This window comes from Microbacterium sp. cf046, from assembly GCF_900114345.1.
Classification (GTDB): domain Bacteria; phylum Actinomycetota; class Actinomycetes; order Actinomycetales; family Microbacteriaceae; genus Microbacterium.
In genome coordinates this window covers 927691-945834 of record NZ_FOZJ01000001.1, presented here as the reverse complement: position 1 = coordinate 945834, position 18144 = coordinate 927691, and the positions used below count along the sequence as shown (strand labels likewise).

Here is an 18144-nt window from a genome sequence, read left to right as displayed (position 1 = left end):
GCGACGTATTGAATGACCGGACATCCCCCGCGCATCGACGCGCGGCGGGGCCGGTGTGATGCGAGACGTGGAGGCACCCGCGACGTGACCGAATCGACAGTGGCGCCAGAGATGGCAATCCCCGCGATCACGCCCTCATCCCGCATCGACGAGCGCGGAAGTGTGATCCTCGACGGGATCACCAAGCGTTACGGCGATCAGTCCGCCGTCGACGACCTGTCCCTCACGATCCAACCGGGTGAGTTCATCTCCCTGCTCGGACCGTCCGGCTGCGGCAAGACCACCACGCTGCGCATGATCGCGGGCTTCGAACGACCGGATGCCGGGGACATCCTCATCTCCGGTCGATCGGTGCTCGCAGAGCCCCCGTACCGCCGCGATGTCAACACGGTGTTCCAGGCGTACGCGCTCTTCCCCCACCTGTCGGTCGCCGAGAACGTCGCGTATGGACTGCAGCAGCGGCGCACTCCGAAATCCGAGGTCCGCGAGCGCGTCTCGCAGGCACTCGACCACGTGCAGATGCGTCATTTCGCGGACCGCAAGCCCACCCAGCTCTCCGGCGGCCAGCAGCAGCGCGTCGCCCTCTCCCGCGCGCTGGTGAACCGGCCGGCGGTGCTCCTGCTCGACGAGCCGCTCGGCGCCCTGGACCGCCAGCTGCGGGAGGAGATGCAGCTCGAGCTCAAGCTGCTGCAGTCGCGCCTGGGCATCACCTTCGTCTTCGTCACGCACGACCAGGGCGAGGCGCTCTCGATGAGCGATCGCATCGCGATCATGCGATCGGGTCGCATCGAGCAGCTCGCCGACGCCGACACGGTCTACGCGCGGCCCGCCTCGGCGTACGTGGCGGCATTCGTCGGTCAGCAGAACTTCTTCCGGGGTGCGGTCGCGGGCGACGGCGCCGAGATCGAGTCCCCGCATGTGCGGGTGCGCGGCGGCGCGGCATCCCTCGTCGACGGCCAGGCCGGTCAGGCCGCCGTGCGCCCCGAGTTCGTCAGGATCGCACGGGATGCCGACGCCGCGCTCCCGGATGTGAACGCGGTCCGCGGCCGCGTGATCGGCGTCTCGCACCTCGGCGAGACGATGCAGTACCTCGTCAGCATCGGCGAGGACCAGAGCCTGATCGCGAGGCGACCGACGCCGGAGGCGCCCGCGCTGGCCATGGACGACGCCGTCGTGTGCTCGTGGGCTCCCGGCGACGTGCTCCTCTTCCCGGCCGACGACGCGGCGACCGCCGGAGGCTACGTCGCCCCGCCGACCGTCTGAGAGACCCGCACCATACCGAACGCCCCGTCCGATCACCGTCCCGAAGCACCCGGAGGCACCGATGACCGAATCCCGCACCCCCATCCGCATCCTCGCGAGCGACGGCGCAGCGCGCGTCATCCGCAGCGAGCTGACCAGGCGCGGGTTCCTCGGCCTCGCCGTCGCCGCGGGCAGCGCCGCCGTGCTGGCGGCATGCGCACCCGGCGGCGGTTCCAGCCCCAGTGCGCAGGCGACCGGCGGACCGCTCGAGGACAGCCTCACGATCTACACCTGGGGCGAGTACGACGCGCCGTCGCTGCTCGAGACGTTCACGTCGGAGCTCGGCCCGACGATCACACTCGACTCGTTCAGCTCGAACGAGGAGCTGATCTCCAAGCTCGTCGCTGCGAAGGGCACGAGCGGCTACGACATCGTGGTGCCGACCGGCGTGTTCATTCCGCAGATGATCGAGAACGGGCTGCTCAGCAAGCTGAACCTCGACCTCATTCCGAACCTCGAGCACATGGACCCCGCCTACCTCGGCCGCGCCTGGGACCCGACCAATGACTACTCGATCTGCAAGGCGTGGGGCACCACGGGCTTCGTCTACGACAAGACCGTGATCACGCGCGAGCTCTCGACCTGGGCGGATTTCCTGGATGCGGCGCAGAACGAAGCCAGCGGCAAGACCTCGGTGCTCGATGACCCGGGCGACCTCACCGGCATCTACTTCTGGGCGAACGACATCGACTGGAACACCACCGACGCCGCCGAACTCGACGCGTGCCAGGACTACCTCGTCAACACGCTCGCTCCGCACCTGTCCGCCTTCGACTCGTACCCTGGCGGCAGCGCCATCCCGCAAGGAACGCAGGTGCTGATGCAGGCGTGGAACGGTGACACCCGTCTCGGCATCCTCGAGAGCCCCGACCCCGACCGCTGGCAGTGGGTGCTCGCCGGGCCGGCCACCGAGATCTGGATGGACAACTGGGCGATCGCCGCCGGAGCGCCGCACCCCGAGGCCGCTCACGCGTTCATCAACTTCATCCTCGCGCCCGAGAACGCTCTGGTCGAACTCGACTACATCGGGTACCACACCGGCGCGAGCGACATCGAGCAGGCCGCGGCCGACGAGGGGCTTCCGATGCTGGACCTCGTCTTCTTCACGCCCGAGCAGGTCGCGACGATGCACGAGGGCGAGGTCAACGACGCCCAGCAGCGCCGCGTCGAGATCTGGAACGCGACGAAGGCCGCTGCGGGTGCGTAGAACCGGCATCGCGCTCGCGGTTCCCGCGTGGGTGTGGCTGACCCTGTTCTTCGTCGCGCCCGTGGGGATGGTGATCTGGTTCAGCTTCGGCTACAAGCCCGGCATCTTCGGCACCCACGCGAACGACGTGCTCTCGCTTGACAGGTACGCCGAGGCGATGTCGCCCACGTTCTTCGCGACGTTCCAGAACACGCTCTGGGTCGGCATCGCAGGCACGGTGCTGTGCCTGCTGATCGGGATGCCGGTCGCGTACTGGATGGCCGTGAAGGTGAGGCCGGAGCGCCGCGGCATCCTGATCGCGCTCGTGCTGGTGCCGTTCTGGACGAACTTCCTGGTGCGCACGATCGGCTGGCAGGTGCTGCTCGCCCCCGAGGGATGGGTGTCGACGCTCCTGCAGGGGGTCGGCATCACCCAGGGGCCTCTTGAGATCCTCTACACGCGCACCGCCGTGCTGATCGGCGTGGTCTACAACTACCTTCCGCTGATGATCCTGCCTCTGTTCGTCGCGTTCGACCGCGTCGGCGGTCCCCTCCGCGAAGCATCGAAGGACCTCGGAGCCGGCCGGTGGGCGACGTTCTTCCGGGTCACGCTGCCACTGGCGGGCCCAGGCGTGATCGCGGGCGTGCTCCTGGTGTTCATCCCCCTGATGGGCGACTACATCACTGCGACCGTGCTCGGCGGAGCGAAGGGCAACATGGTCGGCCAGCTCGTTGCCAGCCAGTTCCAGACGGCACAGAACTGGGCGCTCGGCTCGGCGATGGCCGTGCTGCTGATCCTCGTGATCACCGTCACGATCGCTGTCGGCGCTGCGATCGTGTGGCTGATCCTGTGGCCGATCCGTCGGCGCAACCGGCTCGTGCTCGGCGAGACCCCGCCGCCGGACCCCGCCACTCCCGTGCGCGAGCTCGAGGAGGTGGGAGCATGACCCTCGAACAGACCCGAGTACCGCCGAAGGCAGCGCCGAGAACCCGGCGCGCGCGGGCCTCCTGGTCGGATGTCGCGCTCTCGGTGTGGGGCGTGCTCGTGTTCATCTTCCTGTTCGCGCCGATCGCCGTGATCGTGGTGTCGTCGTTCAACAGCGGGCGCCTCCTGGTCGCCTGGGACGGCTTCAGCATCGCGCCGTTCCTCACGATCCTGGCCAAGCCCGCCGTGCAGAGCGCGGTGCTCATCTCGATCCAGACCGGGCTGATCGCCGCCGTGTTCGCGACGCTCCTGGGCACACTGGCCGGAATCGCGATGGCGCGGCATCCCGGCAAGTGGGTCTACTGGTTCCTCGGTCTGCTGCTGCTGGTCTCGGTCACGCCCGAGATCGTGGACGCCGTCGCCCTCCTGCCGTGGCTCGTGTTCCTCGGGCAGGACCTCGGGCTCACGATGTTCGGCAACGGCATCGTGCGCCTCGTGGTGGGCCACTCGCTCTTCGCGATCGCCGTGGTGTCGTACCTCGTGCGCGCTCGCCTGATCGGCATGGACGCGCAGCTCGAAGAGGCATCCGGCGACCTGTATGCCAAGCCGTTCACGACCTTCCGCCGGATCACCCTGCCGCTGGCCATGCCCGCCGTGCTCGCCGGGTTCCTGCTGTCGTTCACTCTGAGTCTCGACAACACCGTGATCGCCGCCTTCGTCCAGGTGTCGGGCACGACGCCGTGGCCGGTCTACGTCCTCAGCGCCCTGCGCTCGGGACTCCGCCCGGAGATCGCGGCCGTCTCGACGCTGATGCTGCTGCTCACGCTCGTGGCGCTGGCCGCCGTCGCGCTCGTGCTCAAGCGCGCGGGCGACTCGGCGACGCAGATCGCACGCACGCTCGGCGGCGGCTGACCCGCTCGCTCAACGCACGAAACCAAGGAGTCCACCACATGACCTACGCCGACCTCGTCTTCATCGGCGGGCCAGTCTTCACCGCCGACACGGTCCGATCGCGGGCGACCGCGGTTGCCGTGACCGGGGGCCGCATCGTCGCGGTCGGCGGCGACGACGTGCGTGAGCTGATCGGTGACCGCACCGAAGTCGTCGACCTGGCCGGACGGATGCTGCTGCCCGGGTTCCAGGACGCGCACGTGCACCCCGTCTCCGGTGGGCTGGAGCTGCTGCGCTGCGACCTGAACGAGGGGACGACGGAGGGCGAGTACCTCGAGATCGTCGCGCGCTACGCGGCGCAGCATCCGGATGAGGAGTGGATCCTCGGCGGCGGCTGGTCGATGTCGACGTTCCCCGGCGGCACGCCGACCGCCGCAGCCCTGGACCGCGTGGTCGCGGACCGACCCGTGTTCCTGCCGAATCGCGACGGCCACGGCGCATGGGTCAACTCGGAGGCGCTGCGCCGCGCGGGCATCGAGCGCGGCACGCCTGATCCTGCCGACGGGCGAATCGAGAGGGATGCCGACGGCAACCCGTCGGGCACCCTGCACGAGGGGGCGATGAACCTCGTCAATCGGCTTCTGCCCGAGATCGGCACGGCCGAGCTGACCGAGGCCCTGCTCGTCGGGCAGCGCTACCTGCACTCGTTCGGCATCACGGCCTGGCAGGACGCGATCATCGGCGACTACAGCGACCTGAGCGACCCCGGCCCGGCCTACCTGGCTGCGGCAGCATCGGGCGCGCTCACGGCGCGCGTCGTCGGTGCGATCTGGTGGGACCGCTCCGCGGGGCTGGAGCAGATCCCCTCGCTCGTGGAGCGCCGGGAGCGCTATCGCGGCGGCCGCTTCGCCGCCACGAGCATCAAGGTCATGCAGGACGGCGTCGCTGAGAACTTCACCGCTGCGATGCTCGAGCCCTACTGCGACGGGCACGGGCACCGCACCGACAACTCGGGCATCTCGTTCGTCGACCCGGCCGTCCTGAACGAGGCGGTGCCGCAGCTGGACGCACTCGGGTTCCAGGTGCATTTCCACGCGATCGGAGACCGTGCCGTTCGCGAGTGCCTCGACGCGGTCGAGCACGCGCTCTCGCGCAACGGGCGCGGCGACAACCGGCATCACATCGCGCACATCCAGGTCATCCACCCCGAGGACATCCCCCGCTTCCGTCAGCTCGGCGTCGCGGCGAACATGCAGTCGCTGTGGGCCGCGCTCGAGCCGCAGATGGTCGAGCTGACGCTGCCGTTCCTCGGGTCGCCGAGGGATGCCTGGCAGTACCCCTTCGGCGACCTGCTGCGCTCGGGTGCGGTGCTGGCCGCGGGCAGCGACTGGTCGGTGTCCACCCCGAACCCGCTGGCGGCGATCCACGTCGCGGTCAACCGCAAGGCGGCGCCGGGGTACGAGGAGGGCGAGTACGACGCGTTCCTGCCGGAGCAGGCGATCGACCTGGCGACCTCGCTCACCGCCTACACGGCCGGATCGGCGTGGGTGAACCACCTCGACCGCGACACCGGCACGATCGAGGTCGGCAAGTTCGCCGACCTCGCCGTGCTCGATCGCGACCCCTTCGCCGGGCCGGCCGACCATATCGGTGCGACCCGCGTGCTCCAGACCTACGTCGAGGGCGAGCGCGTCTTCGCATCCGACGACGCCTGACGCCCGGGTGGGGATGCCGGACAGGGCGTCCGGTCGCGCGCCCGGTTCGCGACAGCGGGGCCTCGCGCGGAGCACGCGACCCCGGCGAAGATGGAGTCACCAATCGACAGGGAAGTGATACCCGTGGGCACGACCGTCTTCGAACGACAGCGGCCGGCAGCATCCGTCATCGAGCGCAGCCTCGCCGGAACGCGCCAGAGCATCTTCTGGCTCGACGATCTGCCCGACCAGCCGCATCGGCCGGCGCTTCGCGGAACCCACGACGCCGACCTCGTGATCGTCGGCGGCGGGTACACCGGATTGTGGACGGCGCTGCTCGCGCGTCGCCGTGACCCCGACCTGCGCATCGCCCTCGTCGAAGCACGGACGGTCGGCTGGGCGGCGTCCGGTCGCAACGGCGGATTCTGCGAGGCGAGCCTCACGCACGGTCGCGACAACGGCCTGAGCCGCTGGCCCGAGGAGATCGAGACCCTCGATCGCATGGGCATGAAGAACCTCGATGCGATGGGCGCCGACATCGAGGAATGGGGCATCGACGCCGAGTGGGAGCGCGTCGGAGCCCTCGCCGTGGCGACCGAGCCACACCAGCTGGAGTGGCTGGACGACTGGGCGCATGATTCCGCGGCCCGCGGTGAGGACGGCGTGGTGCGACTCGACCGCGAGCAGGTGCAGGCGGCCGTCTCCTCGCCGACCTACCTCGGTGCGGTCTTCGAGACCCACTCGAACGCGCTCGTTCACCCCGGCAAGCTCGCGACCGGCCTGGCCCGGGCCGCCGAGGAGCGCGGCGTCGAGATCTTCGAGCACTCCCCGGTGCGCCGGATCGACACCTCCGGAGACGGCGTCGAGGTCATCACGAACGGCGGGCGCATCTCGGCCCGCAAGGCCGTGCTCGCCACGAACGTGTTCCCCTCGCTGCTGCGCCGCAACACGCTCATGACGGTCCCCGTCTACGACTACGTGCTGATGACCGAGCCGCTGAGCGCCGAGCAGCGCGCGGCGATCGGCTGGGACCAGCGGCAGGGCCTGAGCGACCTCGCCAACCAGTTCCACTACTTCCGGCAGACCGCGGACGGCCGCATCCTGTTCGGCGGCTATGACGCGGTATATCACTACGGCGGGCGGGTCCGGGCGGCCTACGAGAATCGCCCCGAGTCGTTCAGCAAGCTCGCGAGCCACTTCTTCACCATGTTCCCGCAGCTCGAGGGGGTCCGGTTCACGCACCGCTGGGCAGGCGCGATCGACACCTGCTCGCGCTTCTGCGCGTTCTTCGGCAGCGCACGCGACGGGAAGGTCGCCTACGCCGCGGGCTTCACCGGCCTCGGCGTGGCCGCGACCCGGTTCGCCGGCGAGGTCATGCTCGATCTGCTGCACGGCGTCCCGACGGCCCGCACGTCCCTGCGGATGGTGCGGGAGAAGCCCCTGCCGTTCCCGCCGGAGCCGGTCGCGGCGATCGGCATCAACGCGACCCGCTGGTCTCTGGATCGTGCCGACCACAACCGCGGGCGCCGAAACGTCCTGCTCAAGACGCTCGACGCCCTGGGCCTGGGGTTCGACTCGTGACCGGGCGCATGCCGGCGGGCGTCGTGACGGATGCCGTCTCCCTCGCGCTCGTGCCCGAGCCGGTGCCCGCCGACCAGACCGTCGCGGGGTCGCCGACGACCGCCCTGCATGAGCTCGACGCCTCGACCGGCGTCTGGGAGATGAGCCCCGGCGTGATGAGCGACGTCGAGGCGGACGAGCTGTTCGTCGTCCTGACCGGCGACGCCACGGTCGAGTTCGTCCACCCGGCGCTACCGTCGATCCGGCTCAGCCCGGGATCGGTGGTGCGGCTCGAGGCGGGCATGCGCACCGTGTGGACCGTGCGCGAAACCCTCCGCAAGGTCTACATCGCCTTCTGACGCGTCAGGGCGACCTCCCACCGTCCCTACCGGCCGGCGGAGCGCCGCACGAGCAGGGCGAGGTGCAGGGCCGTCTGGGTCTCGCCGTCGTCGAGGTCGACGTCGAGCAGATCCTCGATCAGGGCGATGCGCTGGTAGAACACCGACCGCGAGAGGTGCGATGCGGATGCCGCTGCCGTGCGGTTTCCGGGATGCGCGAGCATCGCCTCGAGCACGTCGAGCAGGTCGCCGCCGCGCTCCAGGTCATACACGATGAGGGGAGCGAGCATTCGCTCGCCGTGATCGAGCAGGCGGTAGTCGTCGCGCAGCGATGTGACCAGCTGCACGAGCGGCCGGTCCTCCGCGCGTCGCAGAACCGGGCCGCGCACGGCGCGTCGGCGGCGTCCGCGCGCCAGGTCGATGGCCTCCTGCAGCGACGTCAGCGCCTCGTCGAGCCCCCTGGCCGGGCTCCCGATCGATGCGACGACCCGATCGGCGGCATCCCCCGCGACCGCGCGTAAGAACCGGAGTGCGGCTTCGTCATCGAACGATGCGTCCTCCGGCAGCGACAGCAGCACAGCGGCCGCCGGGGCTCCGACCCCGTCCGGTGCCGAGCCCGCGAGCGCGCGGCCGCGCAGAGTGCGCGCCGCGGCGTCCGCCGCCTCCGCGTGAACCGCAGCACCCGCGATGATCAGGCCGAACAGCAGTGCGCGCTGCGTGGGCATTCCGGCGGCCTCGAGCCGCGCCGCGGCACCCGCGATTCCGGCGAACCGACCCGCGAGGAGTCCGTCGAGCAGCCGCCTGCGCCCGATGCGCGCCCACTCGTCGGCATCCCCGTCTGCAAGCCGGCCGATCGCGAGTGCGATCGCCCCCTGCTCGAGCACCGCGGCCCTGCCTGCAGGGTGCGGCGGACCGGGCAGGGCGATCAGGCTCCCCCACCGGATGCCGCGCGCCTCGACCGGCACCACGAGCCAGTCGGCGCGCTCGAGGGCGCCGTCGCGCTGCTGCCGGCTTCCCCGATGAGCCGCGCGGGAGCGCAGCTCCCAGTCCGTGAACAGCTCCTCCTCGATCGCGAGCGGCGTCTCGCTCGCCACGATCTCGTGCGCCAGGTTCTCGAGGATCACCGGCGCAGCAAGCGTCTGGGCGAGCTGCTGCACGATGAAGTCCGCGGGCGCCCCGCGCAGCGACAGCGCGGTGAACCGTTCGCGCACCTCGTCCCGGGCGCGAAGGGCTTCGGTCTGTGCCGAGATGACCCTGCCGTGCACGGCCTCGGTCAGGGTGACGAACTTTACCTCGCGGTGCAGCGCGATGAGCGCGAGCCCGCGATCCCGTGCGGTCTCGATCACGACGGGTGGGACGTCGCCGTAGTGGGTGCCGAGCTCGACCACCAGCCCTGAGAGCCCGGCATCGCCGAGCTCGGTGACGAATCGCCGCAGCTCGTCTGCCTCGGAGGGCCACGCCGACCCGGTCGAGAGCAGCAGTTCGCCGCCGTTGAGCAGTCGCGCGACACCAGCACTGTCGGAGACGTGCACCCAGCGCACTCGGGCGTCGAGGGCGCCGTCGCCCACGAGCACTTCCGGCGCGCCCTGCGCGACCGCATCCAGGCCGATCACCTCGCGCACGGTGGGAAGCGTCTCGTGACCGTCGAGACCGCCCGGACGATCCGTCCGAGCCACGGCTTCGTCACGGCTTTCGGCCGCCATCGCACACGCTCCTGCTTCAACGCTTCGGGTTCCAGACAGCCTAGGCGATCACCGGTCGATCTGTCCGGCCGACCTCGGAGTCGCCTCGCGCGTGCCCGATTCGGCCATCCGAGCGGTCCCGGACATCCGATCCGGTCGCCGCGACGAATATCAGTTGCGTCAGCATGCATCCGTACAGGCCGATGCGCGGGAATGAATCAGTGACAGGTCAGGTTATTCCTGTACTCGGCACGAATGGGCCGCAGGAGGGGATCGTGGGTAAGAACTACGTCGACATCGAGAACGACCGTGGTGAGCTGCTTCGCTACCGCAAGCACACCAACGGCCGAGGCCTGGTCGCGCACGGCGCGAAGGTCCACCCCAGCGCGATCGTGGAAGCCGGTGCCTACGTCGAGCCCGGTGTGATGATCGCCGCAGGAGCCCACGTCGGACGCGGCGTCTGGGTCGAGGCGGATGCCGTCATCGGACCCGAGGCCGACATCGCCCCGCACGCCCACATCGGCTCGGGCGCCGCCATCGGAGCAGGAGCCAAGATCGGCGTGCGCACGTACGTCGGCACCGGCGCCCGTGTCGCCGTCGGCTCGCTGATCGGCGATGACGAGACGATCGGCGACGGCGAGCGCGTCGCTACCGACCGCCGGGGCCTGCGCCTGGCCGCCTGACCCGCCGCGGTGTCGCCGTCGCACCCTAGGCTTGCAGAGTGATCAGACGAGCCGGGATCGGCATCCTGTGCCTCGCCGTGATCGCGATCGCGATCTGGTGGCTCGTTCCGCGCGACGCGGCGACGACCGCCCCGCCGACCGGTGCCCCGTCCACCTCGCTGCCATTGCCCGGCATCCCGGCCGAGGCGTTCGAGATGACCGTCGAGAGTGTGCACGACGGAGACACGATCCGCGCGCACGTCGACGCTCACAACGCCGTGGTCACCGACCTCGAATCGACGAGGGTGCGCCTGATCGGGCTGGACACCCCCGAGATCTCACCCGCCGTCGAGTGCTGGGGCGACGAGGCGACCGCGAGCCTGTCCACGCTGCTGCCGCCCGGCTCGACCGTCTGGGCGGCGGCCGACCTCGAGGTGCTCGACCAGTACGGGCGCCATCTGCTCTACCTGTGGACTCCGGACGGGCGCTTCGTCAACGCCGCGCTCGTCGCGCAGGGCGACGGCGTGGTGATGGTGTTCGCACCCAACACGCTGCACGAGCAGCTCTTCCGCTCGCTCGAAGCCGAGGCCTCGGCCGCCGGGCGCGGTCTGTGGGGAGCCTGCTGAGCTCGACCGCGATGCGCTCTGGCACCGGATGACTGCCGGCGTCCGCGGCGCGAGGTCACGCCGTCAGGTGAACAGGAAGAGCACGAAGCCGATCAGCGGCAGGGTCCCCTGGATGAGCGCGGGCCGCAGGTACTTGCCGCCGCTCGTGAGCAGTACGAGCGATGCCGCGACCATCGAGCCGAGGCTGAAGAGCACGAGGGTGAGGCCCGCCACCCGCAGCGGGTTGCCGTCGCTGCCCGCCCAGTACAGGATCAGGCCGAGGATCGCCCCGATCGCGAGGAACAGGTTGTAGAAGCCCTGGTTGTACGCCATCGGCTTGGTGGTGTCCGCAGCCGCCTGGTCCGGAACGCCGAAGCGCTTCCACACGCGCGGCTGAGTCCACTGCACGCTCTCCATGACGAAGATGTACACGTGCAGGAGCGCGGCGAGCGCGGCGAACACGGTGGCGATGATGGCGATCATGAGCGAACCATATCGCCCCGGCCAAGGTCGCGGAATGGGATGCTGTCTCAATGGCGAAGGGCGGCGGTGCACGGGGTCGGCAGGGTCGACCCGGCAAGTCTCCCGGCGCGGGGCGCGCGAAGAAGGATGCCGCGCCCCGGCGCCCGGGCAAGCCATCGACCACTGCACCGCGCGGCGCAGACGCGCCGCCCGAGACCGCTCGCGCTCCCACGACGTTCGTGCTCGGTGCGATCCCGGGCGCGACGCCCGGCGGGTGGATCGACGCGTGGAACGAGCGGATGCCGCACACCGAGTTCGAGCTGCGCCCGATCGCCGTTGCGACTCAGCGCGACACCCTGCGCGAGGGGGTTCTGGACGCCGCGCTCGTCCGACTCCCCATCGACGGCGACGGGCTCCACATCATCCCGCTCTACGACGAGGTCTCGGTCGTCGTCTCGCCCGCGGACTCGCACCTGACCGCGGCCGACGAGCTCGAGCTGGCGGACCTGGCAGGCGAGATCCTGATCGTGCCGCACGACGACGTGCTCGCGCTCGACGTGCCCGGCGCCGTCAGCCCGTCATTCGCCGCTCCCGAGGACACCGAGCAGGCGATCGCGACCGTCGCGGCCGGTGTCGGCATCGTCATCGTGCCGATGTCGCTGGCACGACTGCATCGGCGCAAGGATGCCGCGTATCGCCCGCTGCGAGACGCACCGACCTCGACCGTCGCCCTCGCGTGGCCGGCTGAGCGGACGACACCGTCGGTCGAGACGTTCGTCGGGATCGTGCGCGGGCGCACTGCGAATTCGTCGCGAAGCTGAGACAGAAGACGGGGGATGTCGCCGACCTGGGTCTCTGCGACATCCCCCGCGGAACAGCCCCGAGATCCCTCGCGCCCCGATCGCGCCCCACGGATCCCGTGCCCCCAATGGCCGGTACCCCCCGGTGCCGTCCTGCGTGAGCCGTTCCATGTACCAGGAGCAGGCAGCATCCGGCCTGATACATCGAATCGGAATATTCTCAGAAACCGGCTCCGTGCGCCTGGAACGGCGCCACGATCCCCGTGCTCTCCGATGCGGCGGCGAGGGCCTCGCTCGGAGCCCGGCCCGCAGCAAGCCCCTCGTGCATCGCACCGAGCAGCTCGCACGCGACGTCGTCGGCGACGACCACCGGGGCCGCGATCACGCAGCTCGTGCCGGCGTGCAGCCAGGCGCGCGCCATTCCGACGGCCTCCTCACCCCACCGCACCGACGAGCGACCCGCCTCGCAGGCCGACAGCACGACCGTGGACGGCACGCGCGGCATCCGATCGATGTCGTACCCGAACAGGGCGCCGTCGGCCAGCTCGAGACCGGAGAACATCGGGTTGTCCGACGAGTGCCGACCGTGCGCGGCGATGTGCAGCACATCGACCTCGGCAGCGAGCGAGGTGACGTCGTCGACGGTCGCCGCCTCGACGATGACCGGATCCGGCCACGCCGCAGCCGCGGCATCGACTTCCTCGTCGGCACGCGCGACGTCGGGCCCGGCTGCGAATCCGACCGAGTGCGGCGGCTCCGCCCCGCCGCGCTGCCGCACCCACCGGGATGCCGAAGCCGGCAGGGTGAACGCCTTTCCACGCAGCGCCGGCAGCATCGCCCACGGGATGCCGCCCAGCAGGCCCGGGACGGTGATCGCGTACCGGCGAGCGCCGGCGACCTCGACCGCGCGGTCCAGCAGTTCGCGGGAGAAGGACGCCAGCCTGTCGTCGAGCGTTCTGCGTACGACCTCGCCCATCCGGCCGCGGATGGTCGCCGCCATGTCGAGATCGGACCGCAGCGCGGGAAGGGCGTCGCGGACGCTGCGCCATCCGTCGATCGGAAGCATGCTCACCCGCTCACCAGTGACGACGAGGACGATCAGCGAGTCACCGGAGAAGACGTACGACAGCAGGGCGGTCTCGTCGTCCAGCACCGCCTGCACCTCGTCGAGCGTCGCGCGCGGCTGGATCGCGGCCGAGCCGGTGGTCGACCACTGGCGCTCGCGCACCCGTTCGCGCAGTTCACGCGCACGCGGATCGGCCTGCCAATCCCCGCCTTCGCTGCGCAGCATCCGGATCTCCGCCAGATCGTCGGCCAGCTGGGCGTCGGGGGGCGGACGCAGCGGGATGACCTGCATGCTCATGTGACGCGCCCACTCCGACCACTCGAAGACGACCTCGGGCCGCCCCGACTGGACTGCGGAATCCAATCCCACCCTGATGAGCCCGTTGCCCTGCATGACCGCCGAGGTCTGCAGGTCGAGGCTGCCGAAATCGCTCAGCCACGCCGACAGCTCGACGAGTCCCGCCGCCGCATGCCTGCGGGCGTCCCCGTGGCGACCGCGCGCGGACGCGCGTGCCGCGCGCACCTCGTAGGCGAGCAGCCGCACCTCCATCGAGGCGGCGGCCGGAACCCGGGTGATCCGAGCCGGGTCGCCGTCGACGTGCGGCTGGCGGGCGCGCCACAGCTCGTGCGTCATCCGCAGCGCAGCCGCATCGCTGCCGAACCCGAACCGTTCGAGTGCACCGGATGCGCCCTCGACATCGTCACGGGCGGGAACGCGACGCGGAGGCGGGACGTGGTGCCCGGTGCGCATGACCTGCCCGCCGCTGAGCTCGGCGCGCATGCGCACGGCCTCCGCGCGGGAGGCCCACGAGTCGTTCCCGACCGTCCGGAAGCGACGTGCCGCCCTCGTCGCGACCGGGCGCGCCCGCAGCGGGTCATGAGCCAGAAGGGATCGAGCCAGGTGGTACTCGGCCTCACCACGGGACTGCGGCATCCGCTGGCGACCGAAGACCGTCGCCGCCTGAGCGAGGATCCGTTCGGCCTCGATCGTGTGCCCGGCGTCCCTGAGGACCTCCGCGCGGTCCACGTCGCACACCGCCGCGAAGACCGGCGAGACATCCACGAGGGTGCTCCGCGCCGAAGACATGATCCGCATCGCCGTGATCAGATCGCCACCGAGCAGGGCCATGTATCCCTCGTTGTGCAGCGCCTGCGCCTGATCGACGGGTCGGGCGAGCGCCCCGAAGATCTCCGACGCACGGGCCGCGTCGCGGGAGGCCTCCGCGAGCCGGAGCCTGCGCATGTTGACCAGGCTCCGGTTCACCAGGAGGTTGGCCATTTCCTCCGAATCCTCCTCGAGCGCATCGATCCCCTGCGTGAGCCACCGTTCGGAGTCGTCGTAGCGGCCGGCCTGCTCGGCGAGCGCGCCGAGCTGCCCGGCCAGGAGCGCGTACGTGTGCGAGTCGATGCCGGGCTGGGCCATGGCATCGAGGCACATCTGCTCGCCTTCGGCCGGCGCACCGGTGCGCGACTTGATGTACGCGAGCGTGCCGGCGATCCGAGCACGCACGTTCACATCGTCGGTGAGCTCCTGTGCGGCCAGCAGCATCCTCGTGGCGGCGGCATGGCGCCCCTCGTTGGCCAGGCGCACGCCGGCCTCGTGAAGTTCCCCCGCGGAGCGCGCCATTCCCCCATCATGGCGCGATCAGGCGGTGCGGACGACCTTCCCGGAGAGCTCGCCGATCAGCTGATCGCTCGCCTGGCTCAGCGTGCGCACGCACGCCGGCGTCTCCGCGGCCTCCGAGGCGAGCTGATCCACCAGCGCCTGCGCGAGCCTGCCCGCGACATACGGCGCGGCGAACGAGGTGCCGCTCCACAGCGCGAATCCCCCGGAGTAGTCGTCCGGGTCGATCGTCTCCCGCCGCATGCCCATCCGATCGGAGCGGCTGCCGGCCTGCACACCGCCCCTCAGCGGGGGCGACGTGCTCAGCACTGCGGCGCCCGGCGCGTATGCGTGCACCCAGGGCCCGATGTTGCTGAACAGGGCGACGGTGTCGTTCGGATTGAGCGCGCCGACCGCGATGTGCGGTGCGGCATCCGCCGGGTCGTCGACCGTGAAGTCCGAGCCCGGCCAGTTCCACAGGGCAGCCGGAAACGTCGGGCGATCCGTCGCCTCGTTGCCCGCCGAGCACACCACGGCGCAGCCCTGACGCCGCGCGATCGCCAGCAGCTCGCTGAGCGTGCCGTCGAAGAGCTCGTCCTCGGGGGTCTCGTGGTAGTAGCCGAGGGAGAGGTTCATCACGTCGATCCGGCGCCCGCCCTCGGATGCCGGGAGCAGCATCCACTTCACGAGCGTGCGCACCGCGTACATGAAGTCGCCCTCCAGGAGCATCCCGGTGCTGTCCGCGACGCGGACGGCGACGATGTCGGCGTCGGGGCACACCTGCCGCACGATGCCGGCGATGAACGTGCCGTGACCGGCCGAGGCGTCCAGCTCGCCGTCGAACGGCCCCGAGACGTCCCCGACGCTCTCGGGATCGGTGCCCGCGTCCTGGACGCCCAGCACCTTGCCGTCCACCACGGGCTCGCGCATCACGATGTCATCGGGAAGCCAGGGGTGCTCCCCGCAGCCTGTGTCGAATACGGCGACGACGGGCCGCCGACCACCTGTGGCGATGGTGGCGCGACGCTCGGGCGCCGGTCCGACGTACTGGATCACCTGCCGCCCGCCGCCTCCTGCGATCGCGTAGCTGTCCACTCCGGGCGCATTCGTCTTGCCGAACGGGTTGGTCCTCCCGAAGGGGTTCGTCTTGCCGAACGGGTTCGTCTTGCCGAACGGGTTGGTCTTGCCGAACGGATCGACCGTCAGCACGTGGTCGAGGCTGATGCCCCGGATCACCCTCCCGTTCCGCGCGCGAGCGCGCTGCAGCAGCCGCCAGGCGTCGATGGGCGGCACCGGCTGATCGTCGCGATCAGGGCTCGGCGACGGGAAGATCGCCACGCGGTAGATCGTCGGCAGGTCGAACAGATCGCGGCCGCGCCGACCGCGCTCGTTGGCGGTCTCGACGTCGACGTCCGAGCCGTCCAGATTCTGCAGCTCGATCCCCCAGCCGAAGTCCGCCGCCGCAGGTCGCAGGATCTCCAGCACCGGCTCGACATCGTCTCCGGAGGTGAGCAGCAGGTGGTCGGGTGCGTAGGAGGTCGGGTATGCGCTGACGCCGCGCACCGGCTCACCGGTCGGGTCGAGGTGCACGCCGTTCGCACGGGCGGCGTCGTAGCGACGACGCCAGCCCGGCGTCGTGCCTCCACCGGATGCCGAACCGCGGGCCGGGTCGTCGGGGGTGAGATCGCTCATGCCGTCGTGCCCGGAACGCCGAGGACCTGCGTGATCGCGTCAGCTGCATCTCGAAGATCCCGTGAGCGCTCGGCCGCATCCGGCGACGACTTGCCCGCGAGCATTCCCTGAGCGACCCGATGGGCGATCGAACCGGCGATGTAGGGCGCCGCGAACGAGGTTCCGCTCCAGAGGGCGAACCCGCCGGTGAAGTCGTCGGGATCGATCGACGCGCGGGCGAGCACGACGCCGTCGATGGTCACGTCGTCGCGCGTGCCGGCCTGGACTGCACCCTGGAACGCCGGGGACGTGCTCAGCACGGACGTTCCCGGCGCGTACACCTTGACCCATGCCCCGATGTTGCTGAACAGCGCCACGGTCTCGTTGTCGGGGTTGAGTGCTCCGACCGAGACGTGCGGCGCAGCATCCTCCGGCTCGACCACGTCGTATTCGGCGCCGGCGTACCGCCAGAGCGCGGCGGGGAACGCCGGCCGATCCGTCGAGTCGTTGCCCGCCGAGCAGACCACCGCGCACCCCTGCTTCCGCGCATCCGCGAGGAGCAGGCTCATCGTGTCGTCGAAGCGGACGTCGCGGGGCGTCTCGTGGTAGTAGCCGATGGAGAGGTTGAGCACATCGATCGGCTGCGCGTCGCCGTCGTCTCCTCGGATCCACGCGACCAAGCTCCGCACGGCCTCGAGGAAGTCGCCCTCCAGGACGAGACCCTCGCTGTCTGCGACCCGGATGGCGACGATCTCGGCCTCCGGGCAGCGCTGACGGATGATCCCCGCGATGAACGTTCCGTGCCCGGCGGCGTCGTCGAGGAAGCCGTCGTACGGACCTGCCTGGTCTCCGTAGACCTCCGGATCGGTGGCCGGGTCGTAGCGCCCGATCGCGCCGCCGTTGGGCAGCACGGGATCCAGGCGGACATGCCCGTCCAGCCAGGGGTGGCTGCCGCATCCGGTGTCGAGAATCGCGACCACGGGGCGGCGGCCTCCTTCGACGACATCGATCTCGTGGGTCGGGGCCGCACCGGCGAAGCTCACGGCCTCGCGACCCCCGCTCCCTGGATCGGCGTAGCCGTCGGGTCCGGGCGCGTTCGTCCGCGTGAACGGATTCGTCCGGGTGAACGGATTCGTGCGCGTGAACGGATTCGTGCGCGGGAATGGACCGACCGACATGACGTGATCGAGACCGACGCGGCGCACGAGACCGCGCGAGCGCGCATCCTCGAGAAGGCGCCATGCATCGATCACGGCGACCGGTTCGTCGTCGACGTCATCCTTGGGATCCACGACGATCAGTGCGCGATAGAGCGCAGGAACGCGCCCCGCTGCCCGTTCCCCCTGCGCCTGCTGCTGTGCGGCATTCCGTGCGTCCACCGTGTCGAGCACCTCGCCGTCGAGCGTCGTGATCAGGATGCTCCAGCCGAAGTGCAGTGCAGCGGCATTGAGCACCTCGTACACGGAATCGAGCTCGTCGGACCCGGTGACCAGCAGATGGCGGGGCGCGTAGCCGGTCGGCTGCACGGCTTCCCTGCCGAAGCCGTCCTCCTGCGTGGGCTTGAGCTGCACGCCGAGCGGGCGAGCGGCTCCGGTGCGCTGCCACCACGGCTGACCCGGGGGACGGCGTGGCAGGGGCGGGCGTCGGATCGGATCGTCAGTCATCGTCTCTCCTCATGGCCGCGAGGGGCCGTCAGGGT

The 18144-nt window shown here is 70.5% G+C and carries 15 protein-coding genes; 10 read left to right on the top strand and 5 right to left on the bottom strand.

All coding sequences use genetic code 11. The features are described from left to right. Positions 1-111: 111 nt before the first annotated feature. The 7 genes from BM349_RS04365 (at position 112) to BM349_RS04335 (ending at position 7916) form a co-directional block, all read left to right on the top strand. Complete coding sequence (locus BM349_RS04365; RefSeq protein WP_091703427.1) at positions 112-1263, top strand: ABC transporter ATP-binding protein; 1152 nt, start codon at positions 112-114, stop codon at positions 1261-1263. A 61-nt stretch (positions 1264-1324) separates the two neighbouring features. Next, positions 1325-2509 carry a polyamine ABC transporter substrate-binding protein gene (locus BM349_RS04360; protein ID WP_091703424.1) on the top strand — a complete coding sequence of 395 codons (1185 nt, stop codon included), beginning with the start codon at positions 1325-1327 and terminating at the stop codon, positions 2507-2509. Continuing rightward, positions 2496-3434 carry an ABC transporter permease gene (locus tag BM349_RS04355; RefSeq protein WP_091704935.1) on the top strand — a complete coding sequence of 313 codons (939 nt, stop codon included), beginning with the start codon at positions 2496-2498 and terminating at the stop codon, positions 3432-3434. The genes BM349_RS04360 and BM349_RS04355 overlap by 14 nt, the downstream gene beginning before the upstream one ends. After that, complete coding sequence (locus tag BM349_RS04350; protein WP_091703421.1) at positions 3431-4324, top strand: ABC transporter permease; 894 nt, start codon at positions 3431-3433, stop codon at positions 4322-4324. The genes BM349_RS04355 and BM349_RS04350 overlap by 4 nt, the downstream gene beginning before the upstream one ends. Positions 4325-4362: 38 nt before the next feature. Beyond that, the gene (locus tag BM349_RS04345; RefSeq protein WP_091703418.1) at positions 4363-6018 is read left to right on the top strand and encodes an amidohydrolase; all 1656 of its coding nucleotides are present in this window, start codon (positions 4363-4365) and stop codon (positions 6016-6018) included. A 123-nt stretch (positions 6019-6141) separates the two neighbouring features. Then, positions 6142-7578, top strand: a complete 1437-nt coding sequence (locus tag BM349_RS04340; protein WP_091703412.1) for an NAD(P)/FAD-dependent oxidoreductase — start codon at positions 6142-6144, stop codon at positions 7576-7578. Beyond that, the gene (locus tag BM349_RS04335; RefSeq protein ID WP_254773725.1) at positions 7575-7916 is read left to right on the top strand and encodes a cupin domain-containing protein; all 342 of its coding nucleotides are present in this window, start codon (positions 7575-7577) and stop codon (positions 7914-7916) included. The genes BM349_RS04340 and BM349_RS04335 overlap by 4 nt, the downstream gene beginning before the upstream one ends. 26 nt (positions 7917-7942) lie before the next feature. On the opposite strand, the gene BM349_RS04330 is transcribed toward BM349_RS04335, so the two are convergent. Then, the gene (locus tag BM349_RS04330; protein ID WP_254773724.1) at positions 7943-9598 is read right to left on the bottom strand and encodes a PucR family transcriptional regulator; all 1656 of its coding nucleotides are present in this window, start codon (positions 9596-9598) and stop codon (positions 7943-7945) included. A 254-nt stretch (positions 9599-9852) separates the two neighbouring features. On the opposite strand from BM349_RS04330, the gene BM349_RS04325 reads away from it, so the two are divergent. Both BM349_RS04325 and BM349_RS04320 read left to right on the top strand, forming a co-directional pair. Beyond that, positions 9853-10260: an LbetaH domain-containing protein gene (locus tag BM349_RS04325; RefSeq protein WP_091703408.1), complete on the top strand. Its 408-nt coding sequence runs from the start codon at positions 9853-9855 to the stop codon at positions 10258-10260. A gap of 38 nt (positions 10261-10298) precedes the next feature. Next, a complete protein-coding gene (locus tag BM349_RS04320; protein WP_091703405.1) occupies positions 10299-10865 on the top strand; it encodes a thermonuclease family protein in 567 nt (188 codons plus the stop codon). A 63-nt stretch (positions 10866-10928) separates the two neighbouring features. Here BM349_RS04320 and BM349_RS04315 read toward each other — a convergent pair whose 3' ends face one another. Further along, complete coding sequence (locus BM349_RS04315; protein WP_175525185.1) at positions 10929-11327, bottom strand: DUF1304 domain-containing protein; 399 nt, start codon at positions 11325-11327, stop codon at positions 10929-10931. Between the two features lie 50 nt (positions 11328-11377). Here BM349_RS04315 and BM349_RS04310 point away from each other — a divergent pair, with 50 nt between their 5' ends. Continuing rightward, positions 11378-12127: a LysR family substrate-binding domain-containing protein gene (locus BM349_RS04310; protein WP_091703401.1), complete on the top strand. Its 750-nt coding sequence runs from the start codon at positions 11378-11380 to the stop codon at positions 12125-12127. Between the two features lie 199 nt (positions 12128-12326). On the opposite strand, the gene BM349_RS04305 is transcribed toward BM349_RS04310, so the two are convergent. From BM349_RS04305 to BM349_RS04295, 3 genes are read right to left on the bottom strand one after another with little or no spacing between them, the layout of a single operon-like run. Then, entirely contained in the window at positions 12327-14798 is a 2472-nt protein-coding gene (locus BM349_RS04305) for a CHAT domain-containing protein (protein WP_091703398.1), read from the bottom strand. 18 nt (positions 14799-14816) lie between these two features. Continuing rightward, positions 14817-16466, bottom strand: coding sequence for a S8 family peptidase (locus tag BM349_RS04300; protein WP_091703395.1), 1650 nt, complete (start codon positions 16464-16466; stop codon positions 14817-14819). Then, entirely contained in the window at positions 16463-18109 is a 1647-nt protein-coding gene (locus tag BM349_RS04295) for a S8 family peptidase (RefSeq protein WP_091703391.1), read from the bottom strand. The genes BM349_RS04300 and BM349_RS04295 overlap by 4 nt, the downstream gene beginning before the upstream one ends. Between the last annotated feature and the right edge of the window lie 35 nt (positions 18110-18144).